This is a genomic window from Rhodococcoides kyotonense (assembly GCF_001645385.1).
In the GTDB taxonomy this organism is placed as follows: domain Bacteria; phylum Actinomycetota; class Actinomycetes; order Mycobacteriales; family Mycobacteriaceae; genus Rhodococcoides; species Rhodococcoides kyotonensis_B.
Genome location: NZ_LVHI01000012.1, coordinates 614,281 through 632,933 on the forward strand (window position 1 = coordinate 614,281; position 18,653 = coordinate 632,933).

General features: G+C 65.7%; 20 protein-coding genes. 13 read left to right on the plus strand and 7 right to left on the minus strand.

All coding sequences use genetic code 11. The features are described 5' to 3' along the window. The first annotated feature begins 60 nt into the window (after positions 1–60). On the plus strand, positions 61–1,431 hold the full coding sequence (locus tag A3K89_RS10915; protein WP_068425097.1) for an FUSC family protein: 1,371 nt from the start codon (positions 61–63) through the stop codon (positions 1,429–1,431). A gap of 4 nt (positions 1,432–1,435) precedes the next feature. Here the strand turns inward: A3K89_RS10915 and A3K89_RS10920 are convergent, their stop codons facing one another. Then, on the minus strand, positions 1,436–2,281 hold the full coding sequence (locus A3K89_RS10920; protein WP_068425100.1) for an SDR family oxidoreductase: 846 nt from the start codon (positions 2,279–2,281) through the stop codon (positions 1,436–1,438). A gap of 112 nt (positions 2,282–2,393) precedes the next feature. Between A3K89_RS10920 and A3K89_RS10925 the strand changes: the two genes are divergently transcribed. From A3K89_RS10925 to A3K89_RS10935, 3 genes are read left to right on the plus strand one after another with little or no spacing between them, the layout of a single operon-like run. Further along, positions 2,394–2,777 carry a winged helix-turn-helix transcriptional regulator gene (locus A3K89_RS10925; protein ID WP_068426137.1) on the plus strand — a complete coding sequence of 128 codons (384 nt, stop codon included), beginning with the start codon at positions 2,394–2,396 and terminating at the stop codon, positions 2,775–2,777. A gap of 29 nt (positions 2,778–2,806) precedes the next feature. Further along, complete coding sequence (locus A3K89_RS10930) at positions 2,807–4,822, plus strand: neutral/alkaline non-lysosomal ceramidase N-terminal domain-containing protein (RefSeq protein ID WP_068425103.1); 2,016 nt, start codon at positions 2,807–2,809, stop codon at positions 4,820–4,822. A gap of 2 nt (positions 4,823–4,824) precedes the next feature. Then, entirely contained in the window at positions 4,825–5,499 is a 675-nt protein-coding gene (locus A3K89_RS10935; protein ID WP_068425107.1) for a YoaK family protein, read from the plus strand. On the opposite strand, the gene A3K89_RS10940 is transcribed toward A3K89_RS10935, so the two are convergent. Beyond that, positions 5,488–6,042 (minus strand): TetR/AcrR family transcriptional regulator, encoded by a 555-nt coding sequence (locus A3K89_RS10940; protein ID WP_068425110.1) that lies wholly within the window; start codon positions 6,040–6,042, stop codon positions 5,488–5,490. The genes A3K89_RS10935 and A3K89_RS10940 overlap by 12 nt on opposite strands. Further along, complete coding sequence (locus tag A3K89_RS10945; RefSeq protein ID WP_068425113.1) at positions 6,039–7,535, minus strand: MFS transporter; 1,497 nt, start codon at positions 7,533–7,535, stop codon at positions 6,039–6,041. Before A3K89_RS10945 ends, A3K89_RS10940 begins: the two co-directional genes overlap by 4 nt. A gap of 183 nt (positions 7,536–7,718) precedes the next feature. Between A3K89_RS10945 and A3K89_RS10950 the strand changes: the two genes are divergently transcribed. After that, positions 7,719–8,213: a DUF6764 family protein gene (locus A3K89_RS10950; protein WP_068425115.1), complete on the plus strand. Its 495-nt coding sequence runs from the start codon at positions 7,719–7,721 to the stop codon at positions 8,211–8,213. A gap of 3 nt (positions 8,214–8,216) precedes the next feature. On the opposite strand, the gene A3K89_RS10955 is transcribed toward A3K89_RS10950, so the two are convergent. Beyond that, positions 8,217–9,293 carry an AbrB family transcriptional regulator gene (locus tag A3K89_RS10955; RefSeq protein ID WP_068425117.1) on the minus strand — a complete coding sequence of 359 codons (1,077 nt, stop codon included), beginning with the start codon at positions 9,291–9,293 and terminating at the stop codon, positions 8,217–8,219. A 113-nt stretch (positions 9,294–9,406) separates the two neighbouring features. On the opposite strand from A3K89_RS10955, the gene A3K89_RS10960 reads away from it, so the two are divergent. After that, positions 9,407–9,868 carry a MarR family winged helix-turn-helix transcriptional regulator gene (locus A3K89_RS10960; RefSeq protein ID WP_068425120.1) on the plus strand — a complete coding sequence of 154 codons (462 nt, stop codon included), beginning with the start codon at positions 9,407–9,409 and terminating at the stop codon, positions 9,866–9,868. A 268-nt stretch (positions 9,869–10,136) separates the two neighbouring features. On the opposite strand, the gene A3K89_RS10965 is transcribed toward A3K89_RS10960, so the two are convergent. From A3K89_RS10965 to A3K89_RS10975, 3 genes are all read right to left on the minus strand, one after another. Continuing rightward, positions 10,137–11,141, minus strand: coding sequence for a hemolysin family protein (locus A3K89_RS10965; protein WP_068425123.1), 1,005 nt, complete (start codon positions 11,139–11,141; stop codon positions 10,137–10,139). Next, entirely contained in the window at positions 11,138–12,547 is a 1,410-nt protein-coding gene (locus tag A3K89_RS10970) for a hemolysin family protein (protein WP_068425126.1), read from the minus strand. Before A3K89_RS10970 ends, A3K89_RS10965 begins: the two co-directional genes overlap by 4 nt. A gap of 115 nt (positions 12,548–12,662) precedes the next feature. Continuing rightward, positions 12,663–13,076, minus strand: a complete 414-nt coding sequence (locus A3K89_RS10975; protein ID WP_068425129.1) for a universal stress protein — start codon at positions 13,074–13,076, stop codon at positions 12,663–12,665. Between the two features lie 110 nt (positions 13,077–13,186). Between A3K89_RS10975 and A3K89_RS10980 the strand changes: the two genes are divergently transcribed. The 7 genes from A3K89_RS10980 (at position 13,187) to A3K89_RS11010 (ending at position 18,641) form a co-directional block, all read left to right on the plus strand. After that, positions 13,187–14,194: a Bug family tripartite tricarboxylate transporter substrate binding protein gene (locus A3K89_RS10980; RefSeq protein ID WP_068425132.1), complete on the plus strand. Its 1,008-nt coding sequence runs from the start codon at positions 13,187–13,189 to the stop codon at positions 14,192–14,194. After that, on the plus strand, positions 14,191–14,721 hold the full coding sequence (locus tag A3K89_RS10985) for a tripartite tricarboxylate transporter TctB family protein (RefSeq protein WP_068425135.1): 531 nt from the start codon (positions 14,191–14,193) through the stop codon (positions 14,719–14,721). Before A3K89_RS10980 ends, A3K89_RS10985 begins: the two co-directional genes overlap by 4 nt. A 16-nt stretch (positions 14,722–14,737) precedes the next feature. Continuing rightward, positions 14,738–16,243 (plus strand): tripartite tricarboxylate transporter permease, encoded by a 1,506-nt coding sequence (locus A3K89_RS10990; RefSeq protein ID WP_068425139.1) that lies wholly within the window; start codon positions 14,738–14,740, stop codon positions 16,241–16,243. Between the two features lie 176 nt (positions 16,244–16,419). Next, positions 16,420–17,643 carry an alkane 1-monooxygenase gene (locus tag A3K89_RS10995; protein WP_068425142.1) on the plus strand — a complete coding sequence of 408 codons (1,224 nt, stop codon included), beginning with the start codon at positions 16,420–16,422 and terminating at the stop codon, positions 17,641–17,643. Between the two features lie 2 nt (positions 17,644–17,645). Then, on the plus strand, positions 17,646–17,813 hold the full coding sequence (locus A3K89_RS11000) for a rubredoxin (protein WP_068425145.1): 168 nt from the start codon (positions 17,646–17,648) through the stop codon (positions 17,811–17,813). 1 nt (position 17,814) lies between these two features. Next, a complete protein-coding gene (locus A3K89_RS11005) occupies positions 17,815–18,000 on the plus strand; it encodes a rubredoxin (RefSeq protein ID WP_068425148.1) in 186 nt (61 codons plus the stop codon). A 23-nt stretch (positions 18,001–18,023) separates the two neighbouring features. Continuing rightward, positions 18,024–18,641 carry a TetR family transcriptional regulator gene (locus tag A3K89_RS11010; RefSeq protein WP_371828802.1) on the plus strand — a complete coding sequence of 206 codons (618 nt, stop codon included), beginning with the start codon at positions 18,024–18,026 and terminating at the stop codon, positions 18,639–18,641. The last annotated feature ends 12 nt before the right edge of the window (positions 18,642–18,653 follow it).

Sequence of the window (18,653 nt, forward strand, 5' to 3'; positions counted from 1 at the left end):
GTGAGCAACCCTACGTCGACTCATTTTAATTTACTAGTGAAATATAGATAAACTACTTCGGTGACCGCGCCACTCGACAGACTTCAGCACTCCCGTTCCGCGCTCGCCCATGCCGTCTCCGGCCGCGCCTGGAAGCAGGCGACCCGACTCGGCCGCGCCGACGCGTCGGTCGCCCCGGCCGTGCGCGTGGGTCTCGCTGTCGCCGTCGTCCTGGTCGCGGGCAAACTGCTGGGCCACCCGGAGTTCGCCGGCTTCGCCGCACTGGGCGCTCTCGTCTCGGCGTTCGGTCGGTACGAGCCGTACCCGCGCCGCGCCGGGAAACTCGCACTCGTCGGCGGACTGATCGTTCTGTACGCGACCTTCGGCGCCGTCCTGGGCGTCTCGACGTCGTTCGCCGCTCAGGTGTGGGCGATTTCCATCGCGTCCGGAGTCGCCGCGCTGCTGCTGGCGGCGTTCGAGATCGCCGGCCCCGGGCCCGTCATCCTCATCTTCGCCGCGACGGCAGGCGTCGGCTTCGGTCACACGGCGCCGGACGTAGAGGCGGTGTTCGCAGCCGTTCTCGTCGGCGCCGTCGTCGGCTGGGTCGCTGCGATGCTGCCCGCCCTGCTCCACCCCGTCGGGCCCGCCCAGCTGGCGGTGGCCCGCGCACTCGCCGCGGTCGACAGTCGCAACGACCCGGTCGCACGCGCCGCGATCGCCCGCGCGCGAACCGTCGTCGCGCTCAGTCCTCGCCGCAGCAGCGGCCACGTGCACAGCCTCGGTCTCGTGACCCTGCTCGACGACGCCGAAGCACTTCTCGACGCCTGGGCTCGTGGCGACGAGGCATCTCATGCCCAGGAGGTTCTCGCGCACGAGCGTGCACTGCGCAAGATGCGGCGTCACGACGCGTTGCCGGTACGTGCAGCCCAACTGTCGGCTCGCCCGACCAACTTCTTCTCGACGGGACTCGCGCGCCTGGCCTCGAAGTCGTTGCTGCTCAATGCCGTCCGCATCGCGGCGGCGGCCGCGCTCGCGGGCTGGTGCGCCCAGGCGTTCGGGTTCGATCACCCGCTGTGGGCCACGATGGGTGCACTGGCGGCGATGCAGGGCATCACGTTCCACACGACGGTCCAACGCGGAATCCAACGTCTGCTGGGCAACGTGGGCGGTGCAGTGATCGCCGCCGGACTGATCGCGCTGTCGCTCGGCTACTGGCAGACGACCGTTGCGATCGTCGTCTGCCAGATCGCCGCCGAAATGTTGGTGATGAGGAACTACGCACTCACGTCGCTGGCAATCACCCCGATGGCCCTGATGATGACCGGACTTGCCGGTCACCTGTCGCCGACGGTTGCCGTCGACCGCGTCGCGGACACACTCATCGGGGTTCTGATCGGCGTCGTGATCACGGCGGTCACCATCGAGATCGGTGACCGCCAGCACTTGAACTGACGCGTCAGCCGAGGACGGTCGCGACCGGTGTCGAGGACCGTCCGATCAGCTTCTGCAGGTCACCCGACTCGGTGTCGAGCTCACCGCGCGCGATGCCCGCGTCGGCGCTCGGCAGCATCTCCGCGACGAACTCCGGCAGGCCGGCGCCGAGCAGAATCTGCTTGTACTCGGCCTCGGTGACGTCGTGGTAGGCGATGGGCTTTCCGGCGATCGTCGAGATAACGTCGGCCAGCTCGGCGTAGGTCAGTCGCTCGTCGCCACCGAGCTCGTAGATCCTGCCGCCCTGGTTCTCCGACAGCAACACGGTGGCAGCGGCGGCCGCGTAGTCGGCGCGCGCGGCCGCGGCGATCCTGCCGTTCCCCGCCGACCCGAGCAACGCGCCGTTCTCGATGGTCTGCTGCAGCGACGCGGCATAGTTCTCCCAGTACCAGCCGTTGCGCAGAATCGCCGCAGGCACGGACGAGTCGGCGAGCAGCTTCTCGGTCGCGAGGTGCTCGGCAGCGAGGCTGACGCCGGACGTATCGGCCTTCAAGATGCTCGTGTACGCGATCAACGAGACGCCGGCCGCTTCCGCGGCATCGATCACGTTGGCGTGCTGGGGAACCCGCTGTCCGACGTCGGATCCCGAGACGAGAAGAAGCTTGTCGACGCCGGTCAGCGCCGCCTTCAGCGCGTCGGCGTCGGTGTAATCCGCGACGCGGACCTGCACGCCGCGATCGGCGAGCCCCTGCGCTTTCGCTGCATCACGCACAACGGCGACGACGTCGCTCGCGTCCACTCCGCGGTCCAGAAGCTCCTCGACGACAAGTGCTCCGAGGTGTCCGGTGGCGCCGGTTACTGCAATGGTCATGGCTGTTCCTTCGTCGGTGGTTCGCGGTCGACCGCCACTATGCACTTACTTTTCGTACAGTGCAACCCATGAGGTAAGCACTGCCGTGATCGCATGCGCTAGCATGCACATCATGAGCGAGGGATCGGACGGCAATTTCGAGGCCGACGTCTTCGCGCGCAACTGCTCGTCGCGCGAAGCGCTGCAGAACGCGACGAGCAGATGGGGCATCCTCGCCCTCGCCGCCCTCGCGGAGGGTGACTATCGCTTCAATGCGTTGCGTCGCCGCGTGGACGGTGTCAGCGAACGCATGCTGTCGCAGACACTGCAGACCCTCGAACGCGACGGCATGGTCGTGCGGACTGTTCTCGAGTCCATTCCCCCCAAGGTCGAGTACAGCCTGACGCCGCTGGGCCGCGAGGTCGCGACGCATCTGACGAGCCTCATCGAACTCGTCGAGTCCTCGCTGCCCGACGTCGTGGCCGCGCGGGAGCGTCACGACGCAAAGCCGGCCTAGAGTCCGCCGCGCACTGCTAGCGTGCTGCCGTGTCAGGAATTCGGAGAAGGTCCTTCCTCGTCGCGACGGGTGCGACGGCGCTCGGGACAGTCGCACTGGGCTCTTCTCGCGCGTGGGCGACGCCGTCGGGTCTGGAGGTCGGCCGCGGCGTCGGCGACATCACCGGTGAGCCCCTCGGTGCAGGCATGAACGGGTACGCCGTCCTCGAACAGTCCTCTGCCGGACTGCATCTGCGCCAACGCGCCCGCGCGTTCGTCTTCGTCGACGCCGCATCCGGCGGGCGCCTCGCGCACGTGACGTGCGAGCTCGGGTTGATGTTCGAGAGCATCTTCGAGGAAGTCCTGCGCCGCCTGGCGGTGCGCTACGGCGACACCTATCACCGCGGCAACGTCCTGCTGTCGGCGACGCATACCCACGGCGCCCCCGGCGGCACGGACGGTCACCTCCTGGTCGACATCACCACTCTCGGTTTCAGACCGGCGACGTTCGAATCCAACGTCGCCGGCATCGTCGACGCGATCGTGCGCGCGCACGACGACGTACAACCCAGCCACGTGTCGATCGCGTCGGGTTCGCTCGACGACGCGGGCGTCAATCGATCTCCGATGGCGTTCGACCGCAATCCCGACCGCGACCGGTTCTCGGACCGGATCGATCCACGCTCGGTCAATCTGCAGGTGACTCGGGGCGGTGAACTGGTCGGCGTCGTCAATTGGTTCGCGACACACGGCACCTCGATGAAGGCAACCAACCTGCTGGTCAGCACCGACAACAAGGGCTACGCGGCGTGGCACTGGGAACGCGAGGTGGAACGAGTCGATTACCGAAACCCGAGCTTCGTCGCGGCGTTCTGCCAGAGCACGCCCGGCGACATCACGCCCAACCTCGAGGGGCAACCCGGCACGGGTCCGACGACCGACGAGTTCGAGAACACTCGCATCATCGGCCTCCGGCAGTTCGAGACGTCGCAGCTGCTCACCGAAACGATTGCGCCACAGCTCGATTCGGGTGTCGACGTTCGGTGGGTGTACGTCGATTTCTCCCAGTACACCGTCCGACCGGAATTCACCGGCGACGGACAGACCCACACGACCAGCCCGGCCGCGCTGGGTGCCGCGTTCGCCGCATCGAGCCAGGAGGACGGTGGCGGCATTCCGGCGCTCGGACTCCAGGAGGGCGAACGGGGTGGCAATCCTGCACTGGCAGCGCTCGGTTCGGTGCTGCTTCCGCAGTGGCTGCGCGACGCCCAGGCACCGAAGGACGTCGTGCTTCCCGTCGGGTCGATCCCCGGGATCGTGCAACAGATCCTCCCGTTCCACCTGGCACGCTTGGGAAGCTTTCACCTGTTCACGTGTCCGTTCGAACCCACGATCGTCGCCGGATCCAGACTGAGAACGGCCCTCGCCGACGCACTGGCCGTCGATCGCGAACTCGTCGTCGTCCAGGGATACACGAACGGATACGGGCATTATCTGACGACGCCGGAAGAATACGACCAGCAGGACTACGAGGGCGGCGCAACGGTTTTCGGACGATGGCAACTTCCCGCGACGATGCAGATCGCGGTCGAACTGGCGTCGGCCATGCGCGACGGCCGTCCCGTCGACAGCGGCACGGCACAACGCGACCTGACCGGGCTCGTTCCGAGCGCACCCACCGGAAATCCATTCGTCGACCTGCCCAGTCCTGGAAGGTCTTTCGGTGACGTGCTCACCGAGCCGGCCGCACGCTATGCGGCGGGCCAACAGGTGTCGGTACGATTCTCGGGCGCCAATCCCAACTCGAATCTGCGACGCGACGACACGTATCTCGCGATCGAGCGAGCCGACGACACCGGGTGGATTCGGGTTTTCGACGACGGCGACTGGTACACGAAGATCTCCTTCGACAACGTCGGTCCGATCACGGAAACGACTGTCACGTGGGATATTCCGCGCTCGCAGCAGGCCGGGCGCTATCGCGTCGTCTATTTCGGTGACGCCCGGTCAGCGGACGGCCGACTCACGCCGTTCACCGGAACCACGGCCGAGTTCGACGTGGCCTGACCATGTCGCTCGAGCACAGAGCCATCGCGTTGATGACGGCGTTGACGTTCACGACCGGAATTGCCGACGCGGTGGGATTCCTCGCCCTCGACCGCACTTTCGTCGGCAACATGACCGGCAACGTCATCGTCCTCGGTATGGGCGTCGCGGGCGGTGACGACCTTCCGGTACTGAGTCCCGTCATCGCGCTGGTGTCATTCACCGGCGGCGCGGTCGCGGCGGGATTCGCTCTGCGTGGCGCTGCGGGACGCTGGAACCGCCGCACCACAGCGCTCGTCACAGCCGGTGGCCTCGTGCTCGGGGCCGCCGCGGTAGCGCTGTTCCTGCTCGACACCGACGACGGTCGAACTCGGATCGGAATCGCGGCGGCCGCAGCGCTGGCGATGGGCCTTCAAGCCACGGTCGCCCGCGCCGTCGCGGTCAAGGACATGACCACGGTCGTCGTGACGTCGACGCTCACGTCGTTCGCCAGCGAGTCGTTGACGGTCCCGAACGCCGAATCGTGGTGGGCTCGACTCGCCGACCGCCGCGTCGGTGCCATAACGGCGATCTTCGTCGGTGCCGTCGTCGGCGCGTTGTTGCTACTCGTGCATCCCGGTCTGGCGCTGCTCACCGCGGCCGTGCTGACACTGGCCGTCGCCGCCGCGGGTCGGCTCGTCCTACCGTCAGGGCTGTAGCAAGGCGCCGAGCACTGCCGCCGTGAGTGCGACGACCTCGTCGTGGTCCGCCTCGGCCAACGCGTCGAGAGTCCCCGACGACCGACCCATCGCGATGCCTGCCAGGGCGGCGACGGCCAGCTGCGCTCGAAGGCGAGGGTTGTCGAGCCCCTCGGCGGTCATGCGTGCCCGAACCCCGGCCGTCAGACGCTGGTCGACGCGTTCCGACGCGGCAGCCTGCACCGCGGGATCGTCGTGGGCGCGCATGACCGCATGCAGGACAGGGCTCGGTCCGACGTCGTGAATTCGCCTCAGTGCGTCGTCGATCCGACGCGGCTCGCTGATGTCACCGAGCTCTGCGACCTCGTCGTTGTCCGCGGGCAGCGTCGCGATGTACAGCGCGGCCTTGTTGCCGAAGTAGCGAGCGATCAGCGCGGGGTCGGCACCTGCGCGTTCGCCGATCTCTCGAATCGTCGTGCGCTCGTATCCGCGGGTTCCGAACAATTCCGCGGCGGCGGCGAGAAGGTCTCGACGGGTCCGGGTGGAATCTCGACTGCGTGTCATCTCTCTCCCACCGAATGCGTTCTCCGCGAATCCACGTCGTACGCGAAGCCGCCCGACACCGCCGACTCCACGCTCTCGTCCACCAGCGACTTCGACACCCGACGTCGCGCATACGGCAAGCCCAGCGCCAGCAGGCCCGTCACGATCCACAGAACGATGCCTGCGGTGGCCGTCGCCGAATATCCGTCATCCGTCGGGTACACCGCGCCGGGCAGGGTGTAGGCGGCGAGAATGGTTGCGCTGAGCGCACTTCCGACGGCGCCGCCGACGGTGCGCGTGACCTGGTTGACGCCGAGGGCACTCCCGGTCTCGTGCGACGGCACCGCGCTGACGATCAGCGCGGGCATCGCCGCGAACGTCAAGCCGACACCGAGACCCGCGATACCCATCACGGCGAACACGACCCACAACTCCGAACGCCCGACCGCCAACAGGACCAGCGCGACGACGAATGCCACGGCCCCGAGCGGCATCACCAGGGTGCGCGGCACCCACCGACTCGCACTCGGTAGAAGCCGGTTGGCGACGACGCTCGCCAGCGAGAACGGGACGAGGACGAGGCCCGCGACCATCGCGGAACGACCGAGTCCGTATCCGGTGTCCTCGGGCGTCTGCACCAGTCGAATGACCGTGGAGGACAGCACGAACATGCCTATGCCCGCCAGCAGCCCGGTGACGTCGGCGGTCAGGACGGATCTGTTGCGCAGCAACGACAGCTGTACGAGCGGGAACGCACAGTGCACCTCGTGACGTGCCCACAGCGGCAGGACGACGACGCCGATCACGACGCAGATCGCCGAGGGCCACGACGTCCACCCCCAGGTACCGCCGGTACTGAGCGCGAGGAGCAACGCCGTCAGGCCCGCACCGAGCAGAACCGCTCCGAGGACGTCGAGTGGACGCCGCTTCAGGTGGCCGCTGGTCGGCACGACGAACACCGACGCGAGAAGCACAGCCGACGTCGCGATCGCGGCGACGACGAAGCACGCGTGGAATCCCCAGTAGTGGGCGATTACTCCGGTGAGCGGGTAGCCGAGTCCGATCCCGGCGACCGCGGTGACCGACAGCGCCGCGACGCACGACCGAGCACGCGCAGGTGCGAGATGATCGCGAGCGACCGCCATCGCCAGCGGCATCAGCCCGAGGCCGATGCCCTGAAGTGCTCGTCCGACGATCAGCATCGCGAAGTTGCCCGGCATCGCGGCGAGCACACACCCGAGCGCGACGACCGCAAGTGACCCGACCACCGCCTGCTTGCGGTGGGGTCCGTCGCCGAGTCTGCCGAGGATCGGGACGGTGACGGCGCCGGTGAGCATCGCGATGGTCAGCGACCACTGCGCGCTGGTGAACGACACCCCGTACGTGGATGCAACGGTCGGAATCAATGGGGCACCCACACTGCTCACGACGGCGACGACCGTGCAGATCGACACCAGTACCGGAACGAGCCCGCGTCTCACCGCGGTCGGCAGCGTGTCATCGGTCGATGTCATCGCTTGATGATATGCCGCGCAAGTCCAAGTTACCGAACCGACATCGTTCCGAGACTCGACCGTTACGATGGCGGATGTGTTGTCGTGTCGTGCAACGGGAAGCGTGATGTAAGAGGCGTCACAGCGTTTCGTCCCAGCGCGAGCGCCTCCGACCGGCTCGACCACCACTCGGAAGGCGTCCTCATGTCTCTCGCACGTAACACGACGATCACTCGCGCGCTCGGCGGTGCTGCATCCCTCGGAATCGCTCTTGCCTGCGCGGCACTGCTACCGGGCACCGCATCCGCAGCGCCCGTCGAATGCACGACTGCACCTTCAGGCGCCGCCGAAACCGGCCTCGCGGGGGCGTCCCAGTGCTACAGCACTGCCGATGCGACCAGCGCCGCCGCGGGCTATGGATTCGAAGGCTGGGGATCGGCGACCGCGCTGAGCAACGCCGCCGCCCTGGCGCTCGGGTTCGGCGGGGGAACCGCGGTGTCCGACGCGACGTTCGGCGCGGGTCCCGCCGCGATCTCGTTCGGTCCTGGCAGCGTCGCCACCAACGAGGCCATCGGACCCGGTCTGTCCATCGCCATCGCAGGCCCCGGTTCCGTCGTGACACTGACACCGACGGGCGCGGTCTGCAACGGCCCCGGCATCGCGGGAAGCTTCACCACATTGCAGGGCTGCATCGGCTGACCGTCAGCTGACGGATGCGTTCTCGCGCTCCGCGTTTCGCGACCGTCGCGCGCGGAGCGCGAGAAACACCTTGGCGCCGAACGGCGCCGCGAAGAGCATGATCACGAGCCGGACCACCTGTACGGCCGCGACGAAGGTGACGTTCGCGCCGCTCGCTGCGGAGACGGCCAGCACCGCCGACAGACCGCCGGGCGTCGTCGCGAGATATCCCTCCAACAGCGAGATTCCGGCGACGTGGGACAACAGCAAGCCGAGCAGGGCACACACTCCGCCGACCACGAGAATGAGCGCCACAGCCCACGGCATCACCCGTCCGACGGCCCGCACGCTGTCCCGAGTGAAAGCGAGCCCTGCCTGCCATCCGATGAGAACGAACGCGATCGGGAGCAGAACCGTCGGAGCGGTGACCCCGTCGATCCACCCTGAGAGCTCCATACCCATCGACACCGCGAGCGGTCCGAGCGTCGCGGGCGCGGGCAGCCGAATCAGCCGTGCGACGACGATCCCGACGACGATGGCACCGGCAACGACGAGAAGGTCCACGTACCACGGGGTTTCGCCGGAGCCGGTCGACGCTGCGCCGCTGGTACCCGCACCGAAGACGAGCGTCGCGACCAACGGCATCGTCACGATGATCAGTCCCACACGCATGTACTGGACCACGGCGACCATGCGCTCGTCGCCGCCGAGTTCACGAGAGACTGCGACGAGCCCCTGCGCTCCTCCGGCGATCATCGACAGAGCACCGGTCAGAGCATCGACGTCGCGATGGAACGCGAGGAGCATTCCCGCCGCCACGCTGACGACGAGGGTTGCGATGCACACACCGAGCGCGGGCAACCAACTCGAACCGAGAGCCGACAACGTCTCGGTGTCGACCATCAGTCCGACACTCACGGCCAGAATGCCCTGCGCGAGCATGCCCGCCGGTCTCGGAAGACGGTCGGGACCGGCGCCGCGCACCGCGAAGACGGCAGCGACGACGAGAGATGCGAACAACGCCGCGGCAGACAGTCCCAGGGCTGCCATGACCGCCCACACCACGCTCGTCACAGCCAGAAGAGCAAGCCAACGGAACATGGGTTTTCGCACACGGTAAGACTACGCTTATCAATCGAAGCGTCAAACCAGACGAAACAGGCCTACAAAGATACTGTTGCACGTACTAACAGGTGTGCCGGGGAGGGTTATTCATGAGCGCAACGGAGCTACGGGAGGCGATGCTCGCATTGACACGGCGGTTGCGCAGGCAACGCCCGAAGCACTATCTGACACCGAGTCAGATGCAGATCCTCGGCGACGTCGAACGCAGTGGTGGGTCGAGCGCCCCCGTCGACCTCGCGGCTCTGCAGGGAGTCCGCATTCAGTCGTTGACGAGCAACCTCAACGCTCTGGAAGCCGAGGACCTGGTCACCCGCACGCCGGACCCGGGTGACCGACGCCGTCTGCTGATCCGCATCACCGACAAGGGCACCGAACTCGTCGCCGCCGATCGTCAGCAGCGCGACCGCTGGCTCGCCGACGCGATGAACGAAGAGCTGACGGGACTCGAGCGGGACGTCCTGCACCTCGCCGCGCCCATCCTCTGGAAACTGGCTCGGCGTCCGGATTCGGCGGACACCGTTGACCTTTCCGACCGTTCTGGTGGAACATGATTCGGACACACCCCTTTCGGCGGCATCGTCCGTCGGCCATGACCACAGGAGTAATGAGCTTCGATGATGTCCTACCTGCTGTACGACGCGCTTCTCCCCCACCTCGGATCCGACGCGGCGACGTACTGGGCAACGTTGCTCGTCGTCAATCCCTTCTGACGCACCGATAGCACGGCCGACGCGAGGGTCGCACCGAAACGTTTCGGTGCGACCCTCGCGCGTTCGTGTTCGGCCCCTGTTGTCCGGGCCCTGTTCGTCCGGGCTTCGGCTAGGCCAGTGCAGGTGTCGGCAGCAGTCTCGACAGCACGTCCGAGAGCGTGACCACCCCGACCGTGCGGTCACCGTCGACGACGAGTGCGAGGTGGCTGCTCGTCTCGCGCATCGACGCGAGCGCGACGTAGACGGGTGTATCGACCGCGAGCGTGAACACCGGACGCGTCACGTCCGCCAGGCCGACGTCGTCGGCGAGCGTGTCGCGCACATGGACGACGCCGCTGACGGTTTCCCCGTCACGCACCAGGATGCGTAGGTGGCCCGACTCCCGCGACGCTGCTCGAACGTCGTCGAGCGTCGCGGTGGATTCGACCGAGATCGGAACCCCGTGCGTGCGAAGAAGATCTCCGACCACCAGGTTCTGCAGTTCCAGTGCTCCCGCGATCTGGACGGAGTAGCTGGCGTCGAGTGCACCGACGTTGACCGAGTGTTCGACGAGCTGGCGCAGGTCGTCGGGATTCTGACCCGACGCGACCTGACCGGACGGTTCGACGCCGACGCGTCGAAGCAGCCAGTTCGCCATCTCGTTCATCGCAACGATGACGGGCCTGGTCAGGAACATGAACCCACGCATCGGGATCGCCAGCATCGTGGCGGACTTCTCCGGGTGCGCGATGGCCCACGACTTCGGCGCCATCTCGCCGACGACCAGGTGCAGGAACGTCACGATGATCAACGCCAGCACGAACCCTGCAACGTCCGCGACCCAGTACGGGACGCCCCACGACTCGAAGAGCGGTGTGAGCGCGTAGTGGACTGCGGGCTTCGTCGTCGCGCCGAGTGCCAACGTGCACAACGTGATTCCGAGCTGCGAGCCGGCGAGAAGAACAGTCAACTCACTCGCACTGCGCAGTGCGGCACGCGCGGATCTGCTGTTCGGAGCCGCGTCCTCGAGACGGTGACGCTTCGCCGCGAGCAACGCGAACTCGACGGCGACGAAGAACGCACTGGCCGCGATGAGCCCGACGGTGACCGCGAGAACGACCCAGGGATTGCTCATCGGTGGTTGTCCATTTCTGCGCTGTCCGTGCGGTCGTCGGCGTCGGTGCGTTCCCGTTGTCCGAGTTCGAGTCGCACGGACGACGGTACGTAGTTGTCGATTTCGAGCACCTCGACCGACACGAACCTCTCCGGGATCTCGTCGTCGTCGGCGATCAGATCCTCCGATTCGGCGGGCAGATCGACTTCGATTCGCGTCCCGACGTCGGGCAGCGAACCGTGGTGCGCGATGACGAATCCGGCGATGGTCTCGTAGTCACCGGCAGGCAGGTCGTGGTCGATGGACCGCTCGACCTCGTCGATGTGGATCTCGCCCGCCATCGTCCACGTGCCGTCCTCACCCGCGACGGGCGTCGTGTCGATCTCGTCCTCGTCGTGCTCGTCGGTGATCTCTCCGACGAGTTCCTCGGCGAGATCCTCGATGGTGATGACGCCGGTGAGACCGCCGTATTCGTCGATCACACAAGCAAGTTGGTTCTTCGACGTGCGGAGTTCGACGACCGCGTTCGGCAGCGCCTGTGTCTCCGGAAGGATCAGCGCGGGACGCACGAACTCGGCGATCTCCGCCTCGGGACGATCGGTCACCGCCAGGATGTCCTGCAGGTGGACGACACCGACGATGCCGTCGTCCTCGTCGAGGACGGGGTAACGCGAATGCTCCTGCCCCATCAGCGTTTTCACTTCGACGAGCGAATCGGTGGCACGCACCGTCGCCGCACGCGAGCGCGGAATCATCGCATGTTCCACGGTGCGCGTCGGGAAGTCGAGAATCCGATCGAGTAGATCGGACAGCTCGTCGGGCAGATCGCCCGAATCCTTGGACTCGGCGACGATGTGCTCGAGGTCGCGCGGCGTCGCCGAATGTTCGACGTCGTGCACCGGCTCGATCTTGAGCGAGCGCAGCAGCAGATTCGACGCGTGATCGAAGATCGTGATGAGCCAACCGAACAGCTTCAGGTAGACGGTCGTCGACAACGACAACCACCTGGCGACAGGTTCGGGGCGCGCGATGGCGAAGTTCTTCGGGAACAGTTCACCGAACAGCATCTGCACGAACGTGGAGAAGAGCAGCGCTGCGACCGCACCGATACCCACGCCGACGGCCGTCGGAATTCCGATCCCGCCGAACATGGTTCCGAGCGACTGCCCGATGAGTGGTTCGGCCACGTAACCGACCAGCAGGCCGGTCACGGTGATGCCCAACTGGGCACCCGACAGCATGAACGACGTGCGTTTGGTGACTTGCAATGTGCGACGGGCACCTGCGTCGCCGGCCTCGGCGCGAGCCTTCAGCCGGGAGCGGTCCACGGTCATGTATGCGAATTCCTGAGCCACGAAGTAACCCGTGGCGACGGTGATCAGGAAGACGACGAGGACGCCGAGCAAGAGAGTGAGAATCACACTCATTCGCCGGACACCGCCTCGCAACTAGTCGACATAGTGCGTGGGGCCGTGTCCGGCCCGGGTTTATCGCTGTCCATGAATCCTCTGTTTGTGGGGGTTTCGGCGGTGATGTCCGATTCTAGCGGGTGCCGACGCCGTCGGGAGATTTCACGACAAGAACGGGCACAGGGCTGTCGAGGAGGACACGCTGCACCGTGCTGCCCATCAGGAACTTCCCGACGGCCGAGCGTCGCCGAGACCCGATCACCAGCAGCGACGCGCCGACGTCGGCGACGAGATCCACGATCGCACCAGCCGGATCGCCCGCATCGGGTTCGACGCGCACGGACAGTGTCGCGTCCCCGAGTCCGCGCGATTCGAGGATCTGTCTCGTCGCGAGAGTCGTTGCCTCCCTGTCTTCCTCGGACACGGTGTTGGAATCGACGACGGCCAGGACGACGAGTTCCTTGCCTCTCAGTGTTGCTTCCTCGACTGCACGGACGAGCGCCTCGCGGCCCTCGGGTGAATCGCTTGCCACTACGGCTACCGCCATGCTTGTCTCCGCTTCCGGGAAATCGTTGATTGGACTATTCGGACAAAGCGTATCTACTGTGTCGCTGTGACACATCACACGAAAGGCTCGCCAGGAGCGGAGCCTGCGGAGTGACCGGAAAATCACTCGCGAGGTTCTCGCCCACTCTGTCCAAGTCTCTACTTGCAGTTGCCGTCGCGGCGGCGGTGACAGTCGCCGGAATCGATGCTGCCCGCAGCGGCACCGGTTCGGACGCACGAGCAAAATTGACCTTGATCGCTCCTGCTGCCGCAGGTGGAGGCTGGGATCTGGTTGCCCGTGAGGCGCAGCAGGCACTCCGGAGCGACGGCATCGTCAACAACGCGCAGGTGGTGAACGTCCCCGGTGCCGGTGGCACGATCGGCCTGAGCCAACTCGAAGGTCTCCGCGGTCAGTCGACCACCGTCATGGTGACCGGCACCGTGATGCTCGGCGGTATCGCCATCAACGACTCCGACACGACGTTGGCCGATACCGTGCCGATCGCGAAGTTCGCGGAGGACTTCGAGGTCTTCGTCGTCCCCAAGGATTCGCCGTACCAGACCATCGACGACATGATCGCGGCGTGGCGCGCCAATCCGGGCGGACTGCCCATCGGAGGCGGTTCGCTCGGCGGAATCGACCACATCGTGGCCGGCCAACTCGCGCAGGAAGCGGACATCGACCCTGCGGCGATCAACTACATCGCCTACTCCGGTGGCGGCGAGGTACTCACGTCCCTCCTGTCCAACACCGTCGGTGTCGCTGTCAGTGGCTACAACGACTTCCGCGACCAGATCGAGGCCGGAAACGTCCGCGCGCTCGCGGTGGCAGCACCCGAACCGGTCGAGGGCATCGACGTCGAGACGTTCGTCGAACTCGGATACGACGTGGACCTCGTGAACTGGCGTGGAATCGTTGCGCCGCCCGGTATTTCGGACGAGGACCGTGACACGCTCGTCGACATCGCCACCGAGATGCACGAGACCGAACAGTGGATGACCGCGGTCGAGCGCAACAGGTGGAAGGAATCGTTCCAGACCGGAGACGAGTTCGGCGAGTTCCTCGAGGTCGAGCAGACTCGCATCACCGACATCCTCCGAGAATTGGGGTTGGTATGACCGCCGTCGAAACCACCACGGACGTCCGGCGCAGTTTCTGGACCGGCCGGAGCGGACTCGTCGTCCCCGCACTGCTCGTCGCACTCGGGCTGTTCCTCGTCTACGGCACGGTGACGATGGAGGTTCCACCCACGGCGACTTCGCCGGGGCCACAGGTCTTTCCGGCGATCGTGGCGGGCGGATGCTTCGTCGTCGCCGCGCTGGTCGCACTGCAGATTCTGCTACGTCCCGAGGTGGTCGAGCGGGGTGTCGACGACGACGGCCGCCCGGTGACGGGCCCGGTGAGCAATTGGCGCACCCTCGGAATCACTGTCGGGTCGGTCGCCCTGTTCATCGCGCTGCTCGACCCGCTCGGCTGGGTTCTCGCGGGGGCGCTGCTCTTCTGGGGTGTCTCCATCGGATTGGGTTCTCGCCGTTATGTGTTCGACGGAGCCATCGCCCTGCTGGTGTCCTCCGCGGTTCAAATCGCCTTTTCGGCCGGTCTCGGCCTGACGTTGCCCGGCGGCCTTCTGGCCCAGGTGTTCTGATGGAGCTGATCTTCTGATGGATTCGTTGAGCAATCTCCTCGACGGGTTCGGTACGGCGCTGACGCCGATGAACCTCGTCTGGGTTCTCGTGGGCGCCGTTCTCGGCACCGCCGTCGGTGTGCTGCCCGGCCTGGGCTCTGCCATGGCCGTCGCACTCCTGCTCCCGGTCACGTTCACCCTCGATCCCACCGCAGCGCTGATCATGTTCGCCGGCGTCTACTTCGGTGGACTCTTCGGAGACTCGATCGCCGGCATTCTGATGAACACCCCCGGCAACTCGACGGCCATCGCAGGCACCTTCGAGGGCCATCGCATGGCCAAGAGCGGCCGAGCCCCGCAGGCATTGGCGACGTCGGCGATCGGCGCGTTCATCGGCGGAATCGTCGCGACCACGCTCGTGGTGTTCTTCGCTCCGACGCTCGCATCGCTCGCGACGAATTTCGGTCCGGCCGAGTACTTCGCGCTTGCGGTGTTCGCCTTCATCGCGACGTCGGCCGTCGTGTCCGACTCCGCACTGAAGGGCCTGACGGCCCTGTTGATCGGCCTCACGTTGGCCGTCATCGGTATCGACGGCCCCTCCGGAGCATCGCGGTTCACGTTCGAGGTACCCGCGATGTTCGACGGCATTCACATCGTCGTCATCACTGTTGCCATGCTGGCACTCGGCGAAGTCATCCACGTCGCTTCGAAGATCGGGCGACCGGAGGACAACTCGTTGATCCCGTCCGGCGGGCGCCCGTTCCTGAGTCGCTCCGAGTTTCGTGAGGCGATGCCTGCCTGGTTGCGCGGCACGGCATTCGGTGTCCCGTTCGGCGTGATTCCGGCGGGTGGAGCCGAGGTTCCGAGCTTCCTCGCCTACGGCACCGAGCGTCGACTCGACCGTCGCCGCAAGAACCCGATGTTCGGAAAAGGCGCGATCAAGGGTGTCGCCGGCCCGGAAGCCGCAGGCAACGCCACCGCCGGTACCGCGATGGGTGCACTGCTCGCGCTCGGCCTACCGACGTCGGCAACCGCTGCGATCCTTCTCGCCGCATTTCAGCAGTACGGAATGCAGCCAGGACCACTGTTGTTCGACCGTAGCGGCGAGATCGTCTGGGCACTGCTGGCCAGCCTGTTCGTCGCGATGATCGTGCTGTTGATCCTCAACCTGCCCTTCGCGCCGCTGTGGGCGAAGCTGCTGAAGATCCCGAAGAACTACCTGTACGCGGGCATCTCCGTGTTCGCCGCCCTCGGCGTCTACGCGACGAGCGCGTCGATAGTGGACCTGATGTTCATGCTCGGGCTCGGCGTTCTCGGGTTCATGATGCGTCGCTACGGCATCCCACTCGCGCCGGTGATGATCGCCGTCATCCTCGGGCCGCTCGCCGAGGACTCGCTACGCCGCGCACTCGCCGTCAGCGAAGGCGACCCGACCGTTCTCGTCAGCAGTGCGATCACCATCGTCCTGTATTCACTGATGGCCATCGCGATCGTCTTCACGATCGTGGGCAAGGTGCGCTCTCGGGCGAAAGCCGACTTCTAAGCGCCTTCGGCACACGTGCGCGGCAATGTACAGCGGGCTGTACATTGCCGCGCACGAGTCGTTTCACCTCCGTGGACAAATTTACGTTTTTGTCTAGACAGTGGACAATTTCGGAGTATTGTCATCCGTGCAGTGACTCACACCACTCAACGGATGGTCCGAGGAGGACTCTCGTCATGGCGACTCACACGAGCCCACAGCCGGAAGCCCCGGTAGAGGAATGGCACGACAAGAAGCGCTACCTGTGGCTCATGGGCCTCGTTCCGCCCACGGCAGTCCTCATGGCGGTCGCCTTGGTCTGGGCGTTCAACGGGCTCGGCTGGACCGCCGTGTCGCCGGTCTTCTGGTGGATCGGCCCGATCCTCGTCTACGGACTGCTTCCGGTGCTCGACCTGTTCTTCGGCCCCGACGGGCAGAACCCGCCCGACGACGTGATGGAGCAACTGGAGAACGACAAGTACTACCGCTACTGCACGTACATCTACATTCCGTTCCAGCTCACCAGCCTGGTCGTCGCGTGCTACCTCTGGACGGCCGACAACCTGAGCTGGCTCGGTATGGAGGGCGGATTGAGCGTGATCTCGAAGATCGGGCTCGCGTTCAGCATCGGCGTCATGGGTGGCGTCGGCATCAACACCGCGCACGAAATGGGCCACAAGAAGGACAGTCTCGAGCGATGGCTGTCGAAAGTGACTCTGGCACAGACCTTCTACGGCCACTTCTACATCGAACACAATCGCGGCCACCACGTACGCGTCGCGACGCCCGAGGACCCGGCGAGTGCGCGCTTCGGTGAGACGTTCTGGCAGTTCCTTCCTCGCAGCGTCTGGGGCAGCTTGAAGTCGTCCTGGGCGCTCGAGAAGACGCGGATGAACCGACTCGGCAAGTCCACGTGGAACATTCGTAACGACGTACTCAACGCCTGGCTGATGTCACTCGTACTCTTCGGAACGCTCACGGCCGTGTTCGGCGTCGGCATCCTGCCGTTCCTGGTACTGCAAGCGGTGTACGGCTTCTCGTTGCTCGAGACGGTGAACTACCTCGAGCACTACGGACTGCTCCGCGCCAAGACCGCATCCGGTCGATACGAACGCTGCGCACCTGCACACAGCTGGAACTCCGACCACATCGTCACCAACATCTTCCTGTATCACCTTCAGCGACACAGTGATCACCACGCCAATCCCACCCGGCGCTATCAGACACTGCGCAGCATGGACGGCGCTCCGAACCTTCCCAGCGGGTACGCGAGCATGATCTCGCTCGCCTACTTCCCTCCGATCTGGCGCAGGGTCATGGATCACAGGGTGTTGGAACACTATCGCGGCGACATCGAGTCCGTGAACATCCAGCCGAGCAAGCGCGAGAAGATCCTCGCCCGCTACGGGGCGGACGCGTGACGATGGCGAAATACGAATGCCCGGTCTGCGCCTACGTGTTCGACGAGGTGACAGGCGCACCGCGAGAGGGCTTTCCGGCCGGGACCGGATGGTCCGAGATCCCCGACGACTGGCCGTGCCCCGACTGTGGGGTACGGGAAAAGATCGACTTCGAACAGAAAGCAGGCTGAGATGAACACCGATTTCAAGCTCTACCAGTGCATTCAATGCGGATTCGAGTACGACGAAGAGCTCGGCTGGCCGGAGGACGGCATCGAACCGGGCACCCGGTGGGAAGACATTCCCGACGACTGGAGCTGCCCGGACTGCGGCGCAGCGAAAGCCGACTTCTTCATGGTCGAGATCAGCAGACCGTAACGGGAGCGAAGGTGATCGCTAGACTGGCCGCTGTGACGACACATCCGGTCAGCCCGTACAAGAACGCGGCAACGAACCTGATGCGTTCCACCATTCTCGACAGCCTCCACGATCTGCTTCTCGAACGAACGTGGTCGACGGTCAACATGGCCGACGTCGCGAAAGCCGCCGGCATCAGCAGGCAGACCCTGTACAAGGAGTTCGGGACCAGGAAGGGTCTGGCGCAGGGGTACGCACTGCGCCTGACGGACGCGTTCGTGTCCGCGGTCGACGACGCCGTCTACTCCAATGAAGGCGACGGTCTCCGAACTCTGTACGTGTCGTTCACCGAATTCTTCGGTCGCAGCGCGAAGGACCCGCTGGTGCTGTCGATGCTCACCGACGACCCACCGCCGGACTTGCTGCGACTCGTCACCACCGAGAGCGGAATCCTGATCGAGCACGCGGCTTTTCGGCTCGCGGAGACGTTCCAGCGCAGTTGGATGCACGTGTCGCCGCACAACGCGGACGTGCTGGGTCGAGCGGTCGTCAGGCTCGCCCTCAGCTACATCTCGATGCCCCCCACGAATTCGGCCGACGTCGCAGCCGACATGGCGTCGCTGCTCACGCCGTTCGTCGACAAGGTCCAGGGCACGGCCTGAAGAACCCGGTGT